Here is an 18608-nt window from a genome sequence, read left to right on the forward strand (position 1 = left end):
CTATTGAAGTTTAAATTTGACAGGCAGGTTGAACTGTACACGCACCGGCCGCCCCCGCTGTTTGCCCGGCACTGACCACTTCGGCATTTTGGCCACCACCCGCTCCACTTCTCTGCCGCAGCCCCCGCCAATATCCCGAAGAATTTTGACTTGGCTCGCGCTACCGTCCTTTTCCACCACAAACTGCACATAGACGGTTCCTTCTATGCCATTTTCCCGGGCTGCTCCCGGGTAGCGGATGTGTTTGTAGATGTAGCTGAGCAAAGCCGCGTCGGAGCACTTCCCCCGCTCGGCTAAAGGCAATACAGCACAGTCTCCAAAAACCGGCATTTCTTCCACGACCTTAAAAACAGGTGGAGCTTCGTCTTTAGGTTTGGGCGGTATTGGCGCAGGTTCATAAATGACCGGTTCCGGTGTGCCAACTGCAGGGCCGGGTTCTGAAATAACGGGCAGGTCAATGATTACCGGCTCCGGTGTGAATGCCGCAATGGGCTCTTCCACAGGTTCTATTTCGGCAGTAGGTAGCTGCGGTGGTTTAGGACGGGGCTGAGCGGATTGGGTGCGCACCACTTCGTATTCCAGCTCATTAGTCAGCATACGTTCTTCATAACGGTCAGGAAAGTGGTCTTCTATAGTCCAGTTAAAAGCGGTGATCACCAGACCTAAAGCGGCGATCAGGCCAAGCTGAAGATTGGCGCTGCGGGCATACCGCAGGCGGGAAATATCTGTTCTTTTCATGATGGCAATGGTTTTGCCACCGGGCCCAGTGTGGTTAATTTTTCGGGAATCGATTACAACCTGACAGATGCAGAAATGTTCTTGTTTGGTGCATAGGGCTTGATTTTTCAAGCATTTGTCAGTAAATAGCGGACAATCGCTGTGCAAGCAGTGTCCATATAGTAGTTTAACGGAAACAAAATAAGCCAGAGCAAGTGATACAATTCGAGCGGTTTGAACTCCAAAATGGCCTGAGGGTCATCGTTCATGAGGACGACAGCACCCCCATGGTGGCAGTAAACGTGCTGTATAATGTAGGGGCAAGAGATGAATCTCCGGAGAAGACCGGGTTTGCCCACCTCTTTGAGCACCTGATGTTTGGCGGCTCTGCCAATGTTTCTGATTTTGATACGCCCATCCAAATGGCAGGGGGCGACAACAACGCCTTTACCAACAATGACATCACTAACTTCTACGAGGTGCTGCCTGCCGAAAACCTGGAAACGGCGTTTTGGCTGGAATCCGACCGCATGATGGCCCTCAATTTTGATGAGGAGGTGCTGGAGGTGCAGCGCAAAGTGGTGCTCGAAGAGTTCAAAGAGACCTGCCTCAACGAGCCTTACGGGGATGTATGGCACCATATTGCCGACATGGCCTACAAGGTCCACCCCTACCGCTGGCCCACCATTGGAAAAGTGCCCAAGCATGTAGAAGATGCTACAATTGAGGATGTGAAGGACTTTTTCTACACCCATTACCGGCCTAATAATGCCATTTTATCTGTAGCAGGGAATGTAACTACTACTGAAGTCCGCCGTTTGGCCGAGAAGTGGTTTGGTGAAATCCCCCGTGGCCCAGAAAGAAAGCGGCAACTGCCTCAGGAGCCCCCACAGAAGCGGTTCGAAAAACGCATCAATGAAGCCAATGTGCCCGTGGATGCGCTATACCTGGCTTTTCATATGCCTTCGCGCTACCAAAGGGATTACTATGTGGTCGATTTGATCTCTGATGTGCTCAGCAATGGCAGCTCTTCCCGCCTGTACCGCAGGCTGCTAAAGGAGCAACAGCTCTTTACTACCATTGATTGCTACGTCACCGGAAGTATAGACCCCGGCCTCCTCGTTATTGAAGGCCAGCCAGCAGAAGGGGTAAGCCTGGAAGCCGCAGCGGAAGCAATCTGGAAGGAACTGGAATTGCTCAAAGCTTCTCCAATACCGGAGAGAGAACTGGAAAAATTAAAGAACAAGGTGGAAAGCACACTGATTTTCTCAGAGCTCAATGTAGTCAATAAGGCCATGAACCTTGGCTTTTTCGAGTTGCTCGGCGATGCAGACCTCATCAATCAGGAAGCCGCTTTATACCAGGAAATTACCACCAAAGACCTGCACCGGGCCGCCAATGCCATTCTCACCGAAGAGAACTGTTCGGAGCTGTTTTATAAGGCCAAACTTGCCGACATAACGTAAAAATCAACATGCTTGATGTTAAACCAATATTAAAATTGGAAGCCCTGTTACAAAACCAAGCATAATTAGCCAAAACCACCAATGTTGGCAGAATAATAGGCTGGAAAAATCTTACCTTTATCTCATCATTAATATTAGGGCAAACTACAGCCTGTTTTACCAGGTTATTCCAACTGGCTTTAACTCTTTTCATTTTCTTAAGAAAACAATTACTGCCTTAGCCCTAATATCAAAAAGTATCCCTCTTACACAAATTACAATGAGCCTATGGCTGACGTAGAAAGTATGCCTATGCTCAACAGATTGAATGCTGACAAGGACAGGTATGCACGGTGAATGATAGAGCACTTAAACCGAACCCAATGTCCAACACAACACCATTCCTTCATTCAATTGCAAAAGGGGACCTTCAAAAAAGCAAACCGCCAAGTGAGGATGAGCTATGGCTCAAAAAAGTTAAGCTGAAAGTAGAACAGCAGCTATCTACGCCTTCACTTACCGTAGATGAAATTGCCACTCAAATGCACATGAGTGAACGCCAATTTTACCGGAAAATCAAAAAAGTTACCCGCCGCACCCCTAACCAACTTATGCAACGTTGGCGCCTGGAGCGTGCAAAAGCACTCTTAGATGCTGGAAAAGTAAAAAGCATAAGCCATTTGGCCAACCTGGTTGGGTATGCGAAAACCAATTACTTCTCTAAGCTATTCGAGTCACGATATGGTTTTCGCCCCAGCCAGTCTATTGATGTTTTTTAAAGATCAGGGCTCACCATGAGAGACCAGCCAATATGCAATTAAACCAACGTTCCTGCACAGGACGTCCTTTCCGGCTTTTGTTCTGCAAGGTTGCACATTGCACACCACACAGAGCATCACGGATTTTACCAGCTGCACGGAACAATCACAATCAATCACCAAAGCTATGTTATCCCCTTCAACCAAAGCATCAAAATCAAACCATTCTCCAGCGCAAAGAGAGTGGTTGGCAAGAGTTGACCGTATCATTACGAGCAACCTGAAAGACACTTCTTTTGTAGTAGCACAAATAGCGATGCGGCTATTCGTAAGTGAACGGCAATTTTACCGCAAGTTAAAAAAACTGACGGGCAAAACACCGAACCAATATATTCGCAAGGCCAGAATGCTAAAAGCCAGAGAGATTATCCGGAAAGGCTATAAAGGAGACCTCAACAAACTGGCGAAGATGGTTGGCTACCAAAGAGCGGATTACTTCTCCAGCGTGTATTATAAGCATTATGGTGTGCGTCCTAATGAAGAAATCAAGAATAACTGACTTTGGCAGAATTGTGGCATAAGGTGTCAGAATTGTGCGGAATACCTTACTTACATTTGTATTGTCCTTATGGAGGGACATACAACACTATGAATAACTGATTTAAGTTTCCGGGAAGTGACCAGCGATTGACTTCCCACTCATTATTCCCCCGCTTACAATTTTACATTTCGGCTATTCCGAACCGGCTATGCTGTCATGCATATTCCCTGAATGCTATTTGCGTGATGGAATGTGCAGATGCAGGGTATGGTATCGCTGTGCAGCACATTAAGTAGCCTGTACGGCGGCAGCCCTTTCTTTGCCCTTTAGTGTGCTGTTGCATCCAGAGGCAATGCCCGAGCTATGCTTCAAAAACAGTGAACAACCATTTTTTAATAAACCTAATTAACACAAACCTTAGAACAATGAAAAAGGTAATTTTAACCGCATTTGCCCTTGTATTGGGCGTAAGCCTGGCTATGGCTCAGGCAAACAAGTCAGACGTAAATGTAGTGGGTGACGACAACACCACTACTGTAGACCAAACCGGTCAGAACAACAGTGCCACCGTTGAACAGGGAGACGCAAGCACTCCTGGACCAGCTGCACTACCTCACAATGATAACAGTGCAGATATCGACCAGATGGGTGACGACAATACAGCCGTAACTGATCAGGCAGGTGACTGGAACATCGCTACACAGCTTCAGGATGGTGATCGCAACAGCGCCTTCATACAGGGGCAGACTACATTTGGCAACACTGCTACTTCTGCTACACAAGTGCATACACAGACTCAGCTAGGTGATGACAACCTTGCTCGTGCAAACGCTCAGGGCGGCATTGATGGTAACCGTGGGTACCAGCTCCAGGATGGTGATGACAACTCCTCTATCCTGAACCAAAATGGCTCCAATGACGCAGACTTGCGCCAAGTCGGAGATGACAACGGTATTTTCGTACGCCAATTAGGTGGCAATGATGCCGAAATTGACCAAAACGGTGGCGGCAACGAGGCAAGCACTACATCTAATGGTGCTGGTAACTCCATTGATGTTAACCAGGATGGTAACGGTAACAACGTTGGTTCAGCTCCTTTTGATGCTACTCCAGGCGGCGCTGCCAACTTCGGAATCACACAGATGGGTGACGATAACTCTGCTGCTGTCAATCAGAAAGGTGACGCTAACGAAACTACGGTTACTCAGTTGGGCGATGGTAATGCCTACAGCGATTTCATGACTGGAAGTATGAATGACGATAACACTATTACTTCAATGCAGGATGGTAACGATAACAGCACCCGCTATGAGCTGCAAGGCAGCCGTAATGCAATCACTTCCAGCCAGCTTGGAGACAACAACGGTATCTTCATTAACGCTGACGGCAACGGTCTCGCCGTTCCAGTTGGTGGTTCTGGCTCCATTGATGACAACACGATAGACCTGATGCAGGATGGAGACAACAACACTATTTCCGGTGGACTAGGTGATGGCAGCGCATTCAATGATATTGATGTTAATCAGGATGGCACTGGTAACAAAGTGACCTCCAGCAGCCAGTGGTCTCAGGATGGTGTACTCATCGGTGGTGATAACAACACAATGCTTATCAATCAGACTGGTGAAAACCACATGTCTACTAACCGCGCAGTTGGCAACGGTAACAATATCACTGTTAATCAGAACAACGGTCTTTAATCAACTGAATTGCTGAAAGTCAGATGAAGAAAGGAAATGACTATAGCAAAGTAGATCCTACAGAAACATAGCTCGGCTTTACACATCTTCATAAGGGAAGATGGTTTTTCCCTAAACTTTGTGAAAAGTCCGCTATGCTAAGAAGATCGGGAGGGCTAGTCATCAAAGGCTTGCTCTCCCATCCTTAGGATGACAACAAAAGTTTCCAAACTCTTTATCGACCATGCTTTTGCACACTTTCAAATTCAGGAACCAATGAAAAATTTATTTTTTACGGTAAGTCTGTTCTTGGTCATCCATACCTTGAGTTTTGCTCAATTGGGAAATACCTCCCTTATCAATACCCAAGGCAATGAAAACGAAGTAAGCGTCAGCCAAACCGGCAGCAACTCCGCTGAAATCAATCAGGGGATGGCCGGGCTTGGTGATGCATTCGAAGGGGAAGCTATCGTAGTGCAGGATGGTACCAACAATACCGCCCGCACCAACCAAAATGGCTCCCGAAATTCTGCCAGTACCTTTCAAACCGGCACTGGAAACGAGGCCTACGTAGATCAGATCGGTGAGGACAACAGCTCACTCATCGGGCAGATCAATGGCAACCAAAACTACGCATCAGTTTACCAAAATGGCAACAATAACGCCTCAGTTGCAGGACAGCTGATGGGGGATGCCAATGATGCACATATTTACCAAAACGGCAACGACCACCTTTCCGTCTTGGGGGACGTTGGTGGCAGTAATAATTATGCTGAGGTCCGGCAGGATGGCCTGGGGCATACCTCCCTGATCACTGAGTTGTTCGGTAACGACAACCGCTCAATGATTGACCAGGATGGTACCGGGCACTTGTCAACGATTAACATGATCGGTAGCGACAATACCATCAATATTTCACAGAATGGCAGCTTCAATACCTCTGAAGTCGGCATTCTCGGTAACATGAATATGGTGGATGTCCAACAGACCGGAGCATTCAACAACTCGCATGTAGCGGTTTTTGGCAATAACAACAATTGCGTTGTTAAGCAGGGCCCTACACCATAAGATCATAATGCCCGTAGTGCAAGGTTTTTGCACTGCGGGTTTTTTCTTAACCAAGATATTCCAAACTCATGCGCAACTTCATCTTTTTCCTCGCTTTCGCATCAGCCTGGATAACCGGCTACAGTCAGCCCGTAAATGCACCTGCCCCTCAGGCCCTTTTCGACAATGGGCTCAACCTGGATGAGCTGGGGCTGTCCGAAGGGCTCGGCGTGCTACAGGAGGGCGATAACAATAACATCTTTATACAGCAGCAACAAACGTCGGAAGAAAGCCTGAACCTCCAACAACGAGGCAGTTTCAACAATATCAACTTTTCCAATACCGGGCAGGCTAATGAGCTCCTCGTCACACAGCAGGGCTTCTACAACGAGGCGAACCTTGGGGGCTTCAGTGGCGATAACAACCGGATGATCGTAGCCCAGCAGGGTGATAATAACCTTTACGACCGCTCAGGGCCCGCAGGATTCACGCCGGAAGTCGATGGCGTCAACATGATCGTTGAGCAACAGGGCAATGGCAATCAGCTGCAGCAGGTCGAAGATGGCCTCACACCGGCCACCCAAAACCCTTTCGTGGTCCGGCAATCCGGTGGTGCCAATATTCAAATCCAATTTTCCTCCTTCTATCCGGAACGGGGGCAGTAATTAAAAAACTTAAGCCATGAATTTCAGGATTACAGCACTTATCGTCTTCCTGGGACTCTTTTTCAGCACTGCCGCTGTTGCCCAAACAGAAGAAACGGAAGATATACTAGCCACCCTAAAGGTCACGAAAACGGATGGCCAGCTTGAACTTTCCGCCCACTGCACCAATAACTCCGGGAGAGACCGGTCTTTGTCCTACCAGCTCACCATGCTCAGGATAGATACCCGGCAAAACCGGTCCTCCTCCAAACAGGGCGGATCATTTGAACTTGGCCATGAGGGCGAGCGACGGCTGTCCGTCACGTCTGTCAACATCGATGATGGCAGCTACGTACTCGCTACACTGGATATTTACGAAGGTGAAAATCTTCTCGCACAGGCCAGGGAAGTTGTTGGTGAGATCCCCAAAAAAGATACCCAGCCCAAAGCGGCTCCTTCACCTACTCCGGATATAAAAAAAAATGGCCCGCAAAACGGGTACGGCTCAGCCGGACAGGATATAGAGCTCGGTGGCGGCTTCATCGTGGATGAGACCCGCACACGCTCCGGGCAGGAGTTTTACGAGGCTTTCTATCAAAGCTGGCAGGAGCCGCAAACACAGCTGGGCTACCTTATACGCATTGAAGAAAAACCTGCTCCGGGAAGGTCTACCCGCATCAATGTCATCCTCGATGGCGAAGAGGTCTTTGCCAGAATGCTCCCGCCCAAATCCGAACTGATCCGGGAGCTTGCCGAGGCAGTGGCTAATTACATCAACCAAAAAGTAGTACAACAGGCGCAGGTCGAGCAGGCGCTCGAAGGCGACCAAACTGGCAGCGGCTTGTATTAAGCCTCACTGCTTCGGAATGATTTCCAAACTCTAAATTTTTGAAACCATGAAACCCTTTTCCTTCCTTGTCATGTTCAGCTTGATTCTGCTGGCAGGGCAATCCTCCCTGCATGCGCAGGATTTCACTTACCAGCCTAAGAACCCTGCCTTTGGCGGCAATTACCTCAACTACAGCTGGATGCTCAACTCCGCAAATGTCCAGAACGGACTCACAGACCCCGCGCTGGAGAATAATGCAGACCGGCGGAGTCCAGCCAACAGCCGTAGCTCACTGGACAACTTCACGGAAACCCTCAACCGTCAATTGCTTAGCCAGATCTCCCGCCAACTGGTCACCAGCCAGTTTGGTGAATTCGGGCTGGAAGAAGGCACTTACAACCTCGGCGACTTTGAAATCACTGTGGTCCCTGGCCTGGACGGGCTCAACGTGACTATTATTGACTTCGCCAATGGAGGACAGACTCAAATCACAGTACCCTATTTCTAACCAAATCAAAGTAAAATACAGCCCCTCCCCCCTGTATTTATAAAAACTAAGCCCTTGGCTGAAAGGTAGAGTTTGGATGGCTTGGCTGCCCTGGCCTTAATGAACTGAAAGCAAGATATATTTTGTCTTCCTCTATAGGCTAGATGGGTGGCTAAGCTTTTTCCAAACACAAGGGCGCTCCAAACTCTAATCACTATGAATTTCATTTTTAAAACCTGGCTGCCAAGCCTGATCGTGATGCTCCTGCTCAGCAGTTGTGGGGCATACATGAACCAGCCCCTGAGCAGCTCCCCTGCCCGGCTGGGCGAGGAAACAGAAATCACCGATGATTTGCGGCGGTTGCCCCTGCCCAGAGAGAAAGTTGTAGCTGCCGTATATAAATTCCGCGATCAGTCCGGGCAGTACCGGCCCGCCGAGATTGGCGCCAACTGGTCAACAGCCGTCACACAGGGCGGTACCAGTATCCTTATCAAAGCGATGGATGATTCCGGCTGGTTTGTCCCTATTGAACGGGAAAATGTGGCTAATCTGCTCAATGAACGTAAAATCATCCGCTCCAGCCGGCAGCAGTACGAACAGAACAATGCCGGCCCGGTGCTCCCTCCCCTGCTCTTTGCCGGCATTATCCTGGAAGGGGGCATCGTTTCCTATGATGCCAATATTGTAACGGGTGGAGCCGGGCTCCGCTATTTTGGAGCCGGCGCTTCCGGACAGTACCGCCAAGACCGGGTTACCGTCTACCTGCGGGCCATTTCCACTTCCAACGGCAAAGTCCTCAAGACCGTTTATACGTCCAAAACCATTCTGTCTCAGTCGGTCGATGCCGGCCTCTTCCGCTTCGTACGGTTCCAGCGATTACTGGAAGCAGAAACCGGGTTCACCTACAACGAACCTTCCGAAATGGCCGTAACAGAGGCGATAGAAAAAGCCGTCTATGCACTCGTTATGGAGGGGCTGATTGATGGACTATGGGCCGCAGACCCGGAGCAACAGAAAGCTACAGACCGGCAAGTCGCTCTCTTCAAGCAGGAGCGGGCGGAAATGCAGGAGACCCAACTGCTTGGCCGTACCCTTTATGACCGGGAAGCCGGCGCATCCATCACTGTTGCTGCCAGCGGAATGATTTACGATGGCGACTACCCCCAGTCAAGATTAAGGCCTGGTGCAGAGGTAGGCCTTGGCATTTCCCTTTCCCCACGCTTTCAGGCTCAGCTCAACCTCGGCACCAGCCAATTGGCCGTAGCTTCCGAGCTCTATGAAGAACGTATCCTGTACGGTGACCTCAACCTCATTACACGTATACTTCCGGGAGACAGGCTTTCTCCGTACCTGTTTCTTGGAGCCGGTGCAATCCTGGACCAGACCAACACCCTTTCCGCAGGCGGGACTGGACAGACTTACCTTAAGGCCAATACCGGCATCGGCATGGAATTTTATATCAATGACTGGATGGCGCTTGATGCCAGCGCTGATTATCACTTTCTCTTCACCGATGAGCTGGACGATATCCGCTCAGGGCGCTACAATGACCTCCTCTGGCGGGTACGGGCAGGCGTGAAGTTTTTCATTAACAAATAAGCAGGTATAACCATGAAGTCCATTTATCAACTCCTCCTTATTGTGCTCCTGACAGGCTTTCTGGCGGCTTGCCAGGAAGACCCTATTGAGGTCGATGCCTACGGAAGCCTTGAGGGCACCCTACTCGATGAAGAAACCTTCGAGCCTATACCCGATGCCATTATCACAACGGTCCCTACCACCAATGTTTTCATCTCTGATGAGCAGGGCAGGTTCTTTATCGACTCCCTCGCAGCAGACAACTATACCATACGTATTAAGGCGGATGGATACCGGGAAGGGCTCCAGAATGTGGAAATTGAGCCCGACCGGACCCGGCAATCTACTATCCTGATGATTGCGCAGCCCGAGACAGTTGATGCACTCAGCACTCCGGTTGAACCACAGCCACAGGATGGGCTGGAAGGGCTCGAGGTTGAATTGTCGCTTTCCTGGTCGCCGGGCAACACCACTCAGGATACCATCTACTACGATGTGCTCCTTTATTCAGAACACGACCCGGAAGGCAGGGTGGTTGCTGAGGCCACGACTGACACTTCTGTACTTTTGGAAGACCTCAACTACGGCACCACCTACTTTTGGCAGGTCAGGGCTGATAATGGAGAGCAGGAGCCCGTCTTTGGCCCGGTCTGGAAATTCTCAACCAAAATATTCCCCGATTACCGCTACCACTACGTACGGGCAGACAGCATCACGGGAGAACTCAACGTTTTTACCGGGCAGACCGGCGATTTCCAGGGAAACAGCATAGAGGAGATTCAACTGACAAGCGGTATGGGCGACTGCTGGAAACCCCGGATGAGCCCCAACCGGGAAAAAGTGGCTTTCCTCTCTTTCAGCGGTACAGCCCCGCACCTGTTTGTGATGGACCGGGATGGCAGTAACGTCCGTCAGGTAACCGATGAAATTCCCGTGATGAGCTACGAAATTGAGCAGATTGACTATGCCTGGTCGCCTAACAGCGGGCAACTTCTGTTCATGAATTTTGACCGGGCTTACAAAATCAATGCCGATGGTACCGGGATGGAATTATTTGCTCAGGCACCTCAGAACAGGGCGTTTACCGGGTTCGACTGGACCGCTCACTCTAATCACGTGGCAGCAAGGGTAAGAGGCAACAACCACTACGAGGATGAACTTTACCTGATCAACCCTGCCGGCACTATGAATATGCTCGTGGCTGATCAGCCGGGCACCCTGGGCAACCCTATGTTTTCAGTAGATGGGACGGCCGTACTCTATACTTATGACGTCAGCGAAAGCCAAAACGCCAATGGCCGGCTGATTGATGCGGAAATTTTCATTCGGAGCATTAGTACTGGCAGCACTCTTAATTTGTCAGGACAAAAGGCTGCCGGTACCAACGATGTTCAGGCCCGGTATTCTTCTACGGGGGGAAGAGTCATTTTTACCAGTATGCCCAATGACGGGGTGGGCCCCTCCTCGATTATGTCGGTTAAGCTTGACGGTACAGAGCGCCGCTTTTTATTCGAAGATGCATCTATGGCCGACATGCGATGACATTTGCAGCAGCCGAACTGGTAGTCCAAACCGTTATACTGATCCCAGTCCGGAATTACGGCACAGCGGAAATGCCAATAAGGTATAACTCGCCACGTTAGCGCTGTATGGCTTCCTGCCCTGCTTGCCGGCATCATCAGGGTTCATTTCGGGCGGCCTGCCAGTTTACGTTATGTCACACAGGGCTTGTATTGCTGTATTTTGGCAGGATTGTGGACCCAAACGTCTGGATAATAAGGAAAGGAGCGTGTAATTTTATACTGTGTATTCGGAAGAGTGCACACTACAAAATTTCAGGATAAGGTCATGGCCCGTCAAGGCGCCTTGTTCTTATTTACCCCCCTGTTTTACCTCCCGGTAATTTTATACTGGACGGTCTGTCGCAGGTCCGAGTCCTACTGATTCAGCGTAACGGCCCGGCAGACTATCTTCTACTTTCAGGTATCACAAAAAATTTGGAGGCGAAAGAGCGATAAAGGCTCTGCTATCGCGAGGACTCGCGTATGTCGCGGCTAACTGCTCATCCCTGCAAAAGGTGAAAATTCTCATTTTGTAATCAACCTAATTAACACAAACCTTAGAACAATGAAAAAGGTACTTCTAACAGCATTTGCCCTGGTATTGGGCGTGAGCATGGCTATGGCTCAGGGCAACAAGTCGGACGTAAGCCAAAGCGGTAACAATAACGGCGCTACGGTTACACAGACCGGAGCGAACAACCTGAGTCAACTTAGCCAGGAGGTAAAAGAGAACTCTGCGGTTATTACTCAGAGTGGTGATGACAACACCCTTCAAAACTCAAAAACGCAGGCTGGCGATGCCGCCCGCCAAAGAGCAACAGCTGATTTCACCCTGCTTCAGGATGGCAGCAACAATACAATGGGCCTGTATCAGGGCAATCAAAAGAACAAGGCTTATGTTCAGCAAATTGGTATGGACAACGAAGCCGACGTAGCGCAGGTTGCTTTTGGTGGCGCCATTCCTGTAGCAAACCGCACTGACCTGGACCAGCTTGGTGATGCCAACAAAACAGAGGTGCTCCAGGGGATTAGCGGAGGCAACCACGAAGCCAATACTGCTACTATCAGCATCACAGGTAATGATAACGGCAATGCAGCCAATGGCTCAGCTGGTGATGACTGGATGACTATGGAACAGTACGGAGATTTCAACAACATTGATGTGACCGTTATGGGAGACCGCAACGATGTAGATGTAATCCAGCAAGGTGATGATAATGACGTTTTAGTTGAAGCCGGCGTATTCGGTGGAGCAAACGCTAACAGTGTGAGCTTTGACCAGGATGGAAGTGGCAACTACCTGGAAACGAAACTGGTGGCAGGCTCAGCAAATAATACTTTAGACGGCGCACAAACGGGGGATGATAACTTTTACCGCTTTGGATTTAGAGGCGACAACAATGAGGCTAACCTGGAAGTGAATGGAAACAGCAATAGAGGTTCCTGGGGTATTTCTTCAAGTTTCCCGGAGCGTTCAGATGACAACACTTTAGACATCACTGTCAACAACGGCAACAACAACTTTACAACCGGTAGCGTGAATGGTGATAATAACGATATTGATATCATACAAGAAAATGGTGACGGCAACCGTGTAGGTAGCAGTTGGTTCACTACCGACGGGGTGGAAATCACCGGAGATATGAATACAGTTGACATTCATCAGTCTGGCGACAATCACTCTTCCTTCACTTCAATGACTGGAAACCATAACGTATCGACTGTAACTCAAGGCAACTAAGAAGACTTTTAAAGGGGGGCTTATACAGATTCAAATAAGCCCTTTATTGCAGGAGGGCGGCGTGAAGCCGCGCTCCTTTCCTTTATCATATTACATTATACGCAATACGAAGTGGTCACCTACTGGTGCTGACGGCCAGCACGGGGGAACGATAAATGTTTGGCTTACAGTACAGACATTCATCGTCTGGAATCTTGGATTTGCGACATCGGCCACTGACGAAGCGTAGCTTGTCAGGGCAAGCGCTAGCCACTTCCCAGTGTAAATACCTGACTCTTATTTCTTTGAGTACAATTTCCGGTGGCCAAAGCCCACAGGTGAGGAGACACGGATAGGCAGACACAGGGGACAGAGCCGTGCTCTTTACTAAGCATTCCTCTATATAATAGACAGGAGATTGCTAAGGAAGCCGAAGCACATCCGACTCTGTGAACAGGTCAGGGACATTGATCTCCAGCCCGGGGTTACCATAAAGCGTACGCGGCACTGAAATATCGCCCAGGTATAATTCGCCCCGGTAGCGTTGCACCGCTTCCTCATACAGCCCTTTTTTGGGGAGTGCCAGGGTAAGTGTTGCCCGGGCTTTGACAGCCGGGGTGTGCACAGTACCAGCTGAAAGCTCAATGCCAGAAGGCGTATCCAGAGCCAGTGTGGGCGATGCCTGCCGGTTGGCCCACTCAATGTAGGCTTTGATGATGCCCTGTGGATCGCCCATCAGCCGGTAGCCGATAAGGCCATCAATAATGAGTTCACCCTCCATACGCGGAGGCAGATCAGTTACAGAGAGGAAGTTCACCCCCATCGCCGATAGTGTCTGATACTGCTGAGCAGTGGCTTTGGTGAGCTCTTCGGGTGAATGGCTGAGGAAGATTTGTACTTTGGCCCCCCAGTTGATGAGCCGGCGGGCAGCAACCAGTGCGCCTCCACCATTGTGGCCTTTCCCAACCAGGATGGCTACCGACTTACCGGCGGGGATACCATCTAGAAAGCGGTCTCTGGCCAGAATCGCCAGGCAGCGCCCCGCGTTTTCCATCATTTGTAAAAGAGTGATGCCATAGAATTCCGTCATCAAACGGTCGACTTCTATCATTTGGGGGACATCAAGAGTGGGGACCTCGTCCCGAAAAACGCGTATGCTGCTCATGGAATGGATTCGTTTCAGTTGCAATAGTACGTATTCTCCGGGAGTTTTTCCGGAATATCAAGGGGTCATTATTCGCTGACATTGATACCCGCTGCCAGAATGGCTTTCCACTCCGGATGCCGGGCGATATAACCCGCCATGTAGGGGCAAAGAGGCATCACGACTAAATCATTATCTTTCGCATAGGTCAGGGCCGCTATGGCAAGGTGGCTACCAATGCCATTCCCTTCCAGCCCCCGGGGCACCTCGGTGTGCGACAGAATCAGTTTCTGGCTCGTCATGATATACTCTGCCACGGCCGTTTTCTCCTCGATTTTCACCTCGAACCGGCGGCGCTCAGGATTATGCACCACCGGGTGTTGCGTAAGGTCAATTTTCATTGTTCAAAATTTATGCTGACTTGCTGCTCTTCCACGTCCATTTGGGTAGTGTAGCGGCGGTCAGCGTCCAGGCCAAGAAAAAACATATTGACCTGCTGAGGAAATGTGGTGACTAATATCGCATTATATATTTGTAGCCTGCTCAGCTGCTGAGGTGTTAACGGAGTACTTTTGAAATAAAGCACCAGCCCCATTTGCTGCTCCGGCTGCATCCGCAGATAATCCAGGCAGATTTCTTCCCCGCCGGCCCACAGATCGAAGACCTGATCAAAGTAACCCTCCAGATAGCTGAGCAATTCCGGGTCTTCCGCTTGCTGAACAATATTGCAGCGATAGCCATAGTTGCGCAAAAAAGCGGCTTCCACATCATCCTGGAATACCCGGAAGCTCACTTCAAGGCAACGCCTCTCCGGCTCGTATTTCACGGCAGTATAACTCATCTTCAGCGGGTGCCAGCTACAGCAAAGTACGATCAGCAAAACGCCAGCCAAAGACAACCTCATCCTCATGCCGCTACCATTAGCTCCAGGATGATGGTAATCGCGATGCCGCCTGCCGCCCCTGACACCACGAGGTTCCACTCCCGGTGCGGGGCACGCAGGGCGCGGGTAAACAACAACAGCAGCAGCATGAACAACCCCACAACGATCAACTGCCCGCCTTCCAGCCCCAGGTTGAAGGCCAGCAGCTGATTGACGATGCTGTTTTCCTCACCAAGCAAAAACCGGAAGTAGTTCGAGAAGCCCATCCCGTGGATCAGCCCAAATACCAGTGCCGCCCCGTAATTAAATACCTGCCTGCGGTCAAATAGCCGCCCACTGTCCTGAACGGCCCCTCTCCTGATGTTATGCACCGCTGTCAGCAAAATAGTGAGCGGAATGAGCAGGTCAATCCAGCCCTGCGGCACCCGGATGACATCCAGGGCAGCCAGCGCCAGCGTCAGGCTGTGCCCAATAGTGAAGGCAGTCACGAGTACCAGCACCTTACGCCATTCTTCCCAACGATATAGCGCGCAGAGGGCTACAATAAACAGAATGTGATCGTACCCTTGCAGGTCCAGTATATGGGTGAAGCCCAGTTGTAAATAGGTGCCAAACTCCTGTGCGAAAGCATTGTGCAGCAACATCATAGCTATCCTTTGTTAATCATCGGGACCTCAATAAGGATCAATTCCGTATCGGTGGTCGCTTCCACCGTTATGGCATCCGTTTCCCAAACGCCGAAACCATCACGCCGCTCCAGCGGCTGCCCGTTGATGGTGCATTGCCCTTCCAGTACAAATGCGTAGACTCCATTGCCCGTATACCGGATAGGGTACTTAACTGTTTTCCCGGCATCAAAGTCGCCCCGGCTGTATACCGCCTGCTGATGAATGTACAGGGCCTCCCCTTCTTCCGGAGACGCCAGTACCTGCCATTGGTTGTCCCGGCCAGCCGGATCAAACCGCCGCTGATCATAACGGGGCTTTAATCCCATCTGATTAGGAAATACCCAGGTTTGCAACAGCCTGCATACTTCCGTTGGGCTTGCATTGGCTTCAGAATGCCGGATACCGGTCCCTGCAGACATCACCTGCACCTCGTTTTCGCGTATGACGCCCTGACCACCGTTATTATCGGTATGCTGCAGCCCGCCTTCCAGCTGAATGGTAATAATTTCCATATTCTCATGCGGGTGCATGGGAAATGCGCCACCGCCGGCAATCCAGTCGTCGTTGAGTACGCGGAGCAGCCCGAAGTTCATCCGGTCGGGGTCATAGTACCGGTTGAAGGAAAAGGAGTGTTTGCCAATCAGCCAGCTGGCACGGGTTTCGCCCCGGGTATCTGCTTTATGCAATACACTTTTGAAGCCCGGATCGGCGGCAACGGCCTGTGCAACCGCTACCGATTTAACCGACTCTTGGGGTGCGGCTTCAGAAGCACAGCCCGTTAGTGCGAACATCCCGGCAATGGCCAGAAAGGGAAGGAAGATTTTCATGATCCGGTAATTTTATGGGTGAAGGCATTTAGTGGTTTGCGGCTGCGGATGGCTTGCTCACGGCTGCGCAGAGGCTCATCAAGCTGCTCAGGATCGCCCAGGTAGCCCAATGCTATAAAACAGACCGGTTCCAGCCCATCTTTGTTCAGATCAAATTCTGCAACGGTTTTTTCATAGTCAAAGCCACCCATCATGTGGCCATAGATATCCAGGTCTGCCGCCTGTAGCAACAGGCTGGTATTGGCAGCACCGGTATCATGCATGTAGTGCCGGTTGGGGCGGCCATTGTAGCTCAGATTAGGCTGAGCAAGGCTGAGCACCAATACTCCCGCATTCTTTGCCCAGGCCTGATTGCCCTCATTGAGGCAGGACAGTAAACGGCTGAAACCTGCTTCGTCCGCATGATGCGCGTAGATGTACTGCCAGGGCTGCTCGTTGAATGCACTAGCCGCCCAGCTTGCGGCTTCAAACAGCGTATTGAGGATCACTTGTGGTACGGGCTGACTGGAAAAAGCCCGGGGGCTCCATCGTTTGCTAATCAGCGGGTGTATCGAAGTCTCTGTTTTTGCCGATTTGCTGTCCAGCAATTGTTGATTCATCATAGCAGAATATTTCAATTCAGTGTTTAAACATCAAAAATAAGGATTTTATTTCTTTTGTGCAACTTTGGAATGGCCGTGACTCGCCATTTACTGCTCAAAAGCGGGAGTTTAACACCGATAGGATAGAATTGTTAACTTTCACGGCTGCTTGTTCGTCTATCTTCTGAACAACTAATGCTGCCCCCTATGACCCTTAGCCGCCAACTCAAGTGGACTGCCTTGTCAAGGACTGGTTTCCGGTTCCTGTTCTCCTATTTTCTGTTGTTTATCCTATCCAATCAGTCGGGCATCTCCAACCTGCTGAGGGGACTGTGGGACCCTCTTATTTTGGCATTCGCCAAAGCACTGTTCGGTGCTGAAATCAGCACGGAGGTCCTGCATACGGGGAGTGGGGACGGGCTTTACAATTATGCCAGCGTAGTCTTCCTTTTGTCGCTGTCGCTGCTGAGTACGCTCATCTGGACCACACTGGACAAGCGGCAGGCCTACGATTGGCTGCTACAGGCGCTCATTGTAGTGGTGCGCTATTACCTGGTGGTGCAGATGGCGCTTTACGGTATGGCCAAAGTGCTCCACGCCCAATTTCCGGAGCCGGCTTTTCACCGGTTGCTGCAACCGTTTGGCGAGTCCTCTCCTATGGGGCTGCTGTGGACGTTCATGGGTTATTCGTATGGGTACAACCTGTTTACGGGCATAGGCGAGTTGATGGGAGCGGCCCTGCTGCTGTTTCGACCCACCACCACGCTGGGCGCACTCGTCACGCTCGGTGTCATGGCAAACGTGATGGTGCTCAACTTCTGCTATGACGTACCGGTCAAACTGCTGTCTACCCATTTAGTCCTCTTCTGCCTGTTCCTGCTGGCACTTGATGGCCCGCGGCTGGCCCGGCTTTTTGTGCTCAACCAGCCCACTGCTCCTGCCCACGCACCGGAGCTTTTCTCAGGCGCCCGCTACCGCAACATCAAGAATATTCTGAAGAGATTGGCGATAATTGGAGGGCTCGCCCTGGCAGCTATCGTTACTACCCAGTTTTCCAATCAGCCTAAGCCGCCCATGTACGGGTTGTACAAAGTGGATACGATGGTGCGCAATCAGGATACCCTGCCTCCGCTAATCACGGATGGGCGGCGCTGGCAGCATATTGCAATAGAATTCCCCGGGCGGGCGGTGATACAAACCATGCCGGGGCACCTGCGTTGGTTTGATCTCGAAGTGGACACCTCGGCGCAGCGGGCTGTTTTCTCCCAGGGGCGTTTCAGCGATACGTTGTACTACGACCGTACCGGTGCGGTTACCTGGCTATTCCGGGGCATCGTTCGGGGCGATACGGTATCTGTGCAGGCTACCCGGTGGGACAAGGAGCAATTCCTGCTGATGGGCCGTGGGTTCAACTGGGTCAATGAAAGCCCCTTCAACCGATAAAAAACCGGGAGCAAGGCTGCTGTTGCCCTACTCCCGGTCTACGTGCTGCACTTGT

19 protein-coding genes are annotated in these 18608 nt (G+C 50.7%); 12 read left to right on the forward strand and 7 right to left on the reverse strand.

Features of this window, described 5'->3' with window-relative positions; all coding sequences use genetic code 11:
• Positions 1-738, reverse strand: a complete 738-nt coding sequence (locus ACO08I_RS14375) for a TonB family protein (RefSeq protein WP_421949662.1) — start codon at positions 736-738, stop codon at positions 1-3.
• Between the two features lie 194 nt (positions 739-932).
• Here ACO08I_RS14375 and ACO08I_RS14380 point away from each other — a divergent pair, with 194 nt between their 5' ends.
• The 11 genes from ACO08I_RS14380 (at position 933) to ACO08I_RS14430 (ending at position 13028) form a co-directional block, all read left to right on the forward strand.
• Positions 933-2183: a M16 family metallopeptidase gene (locus ACO08I_RS14380; RefSeq protein ID WP_421949663.1), complete on the forward strand. Its 1251-nt coding sequence runs from the start codon at positions 933-935 to the stop codon at positions 2181-2183.
• 362 nt (positions 2184-2545) lie between these two features.
• On the forward strand, positions 2546-2941 hold the full coding sequence (locus tag ACO08I_RS14385) for a helix-turn-helix transcriptional regulator (protein WP_282781429.1): 396 nt from the start codon (positions 2546-2548) through the stop codon (positions 2939-2941).
• 166 nt (positions 2942-3107) lie between these two features.
• On the forward strand, positions 3108-3479 hold the full coding sequence (locus ACO08I_RS14390) for a helix-turn-helix domain-containing protein (RefSeq protein ID WP_282781431.1): 372 nt from the start codon (positions 3108-3110) through the stop codon (positions 3477-3479).
• 407 nt (positions 3480-3886) lie between these two features.
• Positions 3887-5161, forward strand: coding sequence for a hypothetical protein (locus tag ACO08I_RS14395; protein WP_421949664.1), 1275 nt, complete (start codon positions 3887-3889; stop codon positions 5159-5161).
• Positions 5162-5416: 255 nt separating this feature from the next.
• A complete protein-coding gene (locus ACO08I_RS14400; RefSeq protein WP_421949665.1) occupies positions 5417-6208 on the forward strand; it encodes a hypothetical protein in 792 nt (263 codons plus the stop codon).
• A 68-nt stretch (positions 6209-6276) separates the two neighbouring features.
• The gene (locus ACO08I_RS14405) at positions 6277-6852 is read left to right on the forward strand and encodes a hypothetical protein (protein WP_282781435.1); all 576 of its coding nucleotides are present in this window, start codon (positions 6277-6279) and stop codon (positions 6850-6852) included.
• Positions 6853-6868: 16 nt separating this feature from the next.
• A complete protein-coding gene (locus ACO08I_RS14410) occupies positions 6869-7681 on the forward strand; it encodes a CsgE family curli-type amyloid fiber assembly protein (RefSeq protein WP_421949666.1) in 813 nt (270 codons plus the stop codon).
• Positions 7682-7727: 46 nt separating this feature from the next.
• A complete protein-coding gene (locus ACO08I_RS14415; protein ID WP_421949667.1) occupies positions 7728-8168 on the forward strand; it encodes a curli production assembly/transport component CsgF in 441 nt (146 codons plus the stop codon).
• Positions 8169-8363: 195 nt separating this feature from the next.
• The gene (locus tag ACO08I_RS14420; protein WP_421949668.1) at positions 8364-9746 is read left to right on the forward strand and encodes a CsgG/HfaB family protein; all 1383 of its coding nucleotides are present in this window, start codon (positions 8364-8366) and stop codon (positions 9744-9746) included.
• Positions 9747-9758: 12 nt separating this feature from the next.
• Positions 9759-11267 carry a carboxypeptidase regulatory-like domain-containing protein gene (locus tag ACO08I_RS14425; RefSeq protein ID WP_421949669.1) on the forward strand — a complete coding sequence of 503 codons (1509 nt, stop codon included), beginning with the start codon at positions 9759-9761 and terminating at the stop codon, positions 11265-11267.
• Positions 11268-11852: 585 nt separating this feature from the next.
• Positions 11853-13028 (forward strand): hypothetical protein, encoded by a 1176-nt coding sequence (locus ACO08I_RS14430; RefSeq protein ID WP_282781445.1) that lies wholly within the window; start codon positions 11853-11855, stop codon positions 13026-13028.
• Positions 13029-13428: 400 nt separating this feature from the next.
• On the opposite strand, the gene ACO08I_RS14435 is transcribed toward ACO08I_RS14430, so the two are convergent.
• From ACO08I_RS14435 to ACO08I_RS14460, 6 genes are all read right to left on the reverse strand, one after another.
• Complete coding sequence (locus ACO08I_RS14435; RefSeq protein ID WP_282777409.1) at positions 13429-14172, reverse strand: NAD(P)H-hydrate epimerase; 744 nt, start codon at positions 14170-14172, stop codon at positions 13429-13431.
• 68 nt (positions 14173-14240) lie between these two features.
• Entirely contained in the window at positions 14241-14552 is a 312-nt protein-coding gene (locus ACO08I_RS14440) for a GNAT family N-acetyltransferase (protein ID WP_421949670.1), read from the reverse strand.
• Positions 14549-15061, reverse strand: a complete 513-nt coding sequence (locus ACO08I_RS14445) for a DUF6702 family protein (RefSeq protein WP_282777413.1) — start codon at positions 15059-15061, stop codon at positions 14549-14551. Before ACO08I_RS14445 ends, ACO08I_RS14440 begins: the two co-directional genes overlap by 4 nt.
• Entirely contained in the window at positions 15058-15681 is a 624-nt protein-coding gene (locus ACO08I_RS14450) for a HupE/UreJ family protein (protein WP_282777415.1), read from the reverse strand. Before ACO08I_RS14450 ends, ACO08I_RS14445 begins: the two co-directional genes overlap by 4 nt.
• Before the next feature lie 2 nt (positions 15682-15683).
• Positions 15684-16529, reverse strand: a complete 846-nt coding sequence (locus ACO08I_RS14455; protein ID WP_421949671.1) for a pirin family protein — start codon at positions 16527-16529, stop codon at positions 15684-15686.
• Entirely contained in the window at positions 16526-17131 is a 606-nt protein-coding gene (locus tag ACO08I_RS14460; protein ID WP_421949672.1) for a nitroreductase family protein, read from the reverse strand. Before ACO08I_RS14460 ends, ACO08I_RS14455 begins: the two co-directional genes overlap by 4 nt.
• Positions 17132-17317: 186 nt before the next feature.
• Here ACO08I_RS14460 and ACO08I_RS14465 point away from each other — a divergent pair, with 186 nt between their 5' ends.
• Positions 17318-18553 carry a hypothetical protein gene (locus ACO08I_RS14465; protein ID WP_421949673.1) on the forward strand — a complete coding sequence of 412 codons (1236 nt, stop codon included), beginning with the start codon at positions 17318-17320 and terminating at the stop codon, positions 18551-18553.
• Positions 18554-18608: the final 55 nt, after the last annotated feature.

This window comes from Phaeodactylibacter xiamenensis, from assembly GCF_965229835.1.
Classification (GTDB): Bacteria; Bacteroidota; Bacteroidia; order Chitinophagales; family Saprospiraceae; genus Phaeodactylibacter; species Phaeodactylibacter xiamenensis.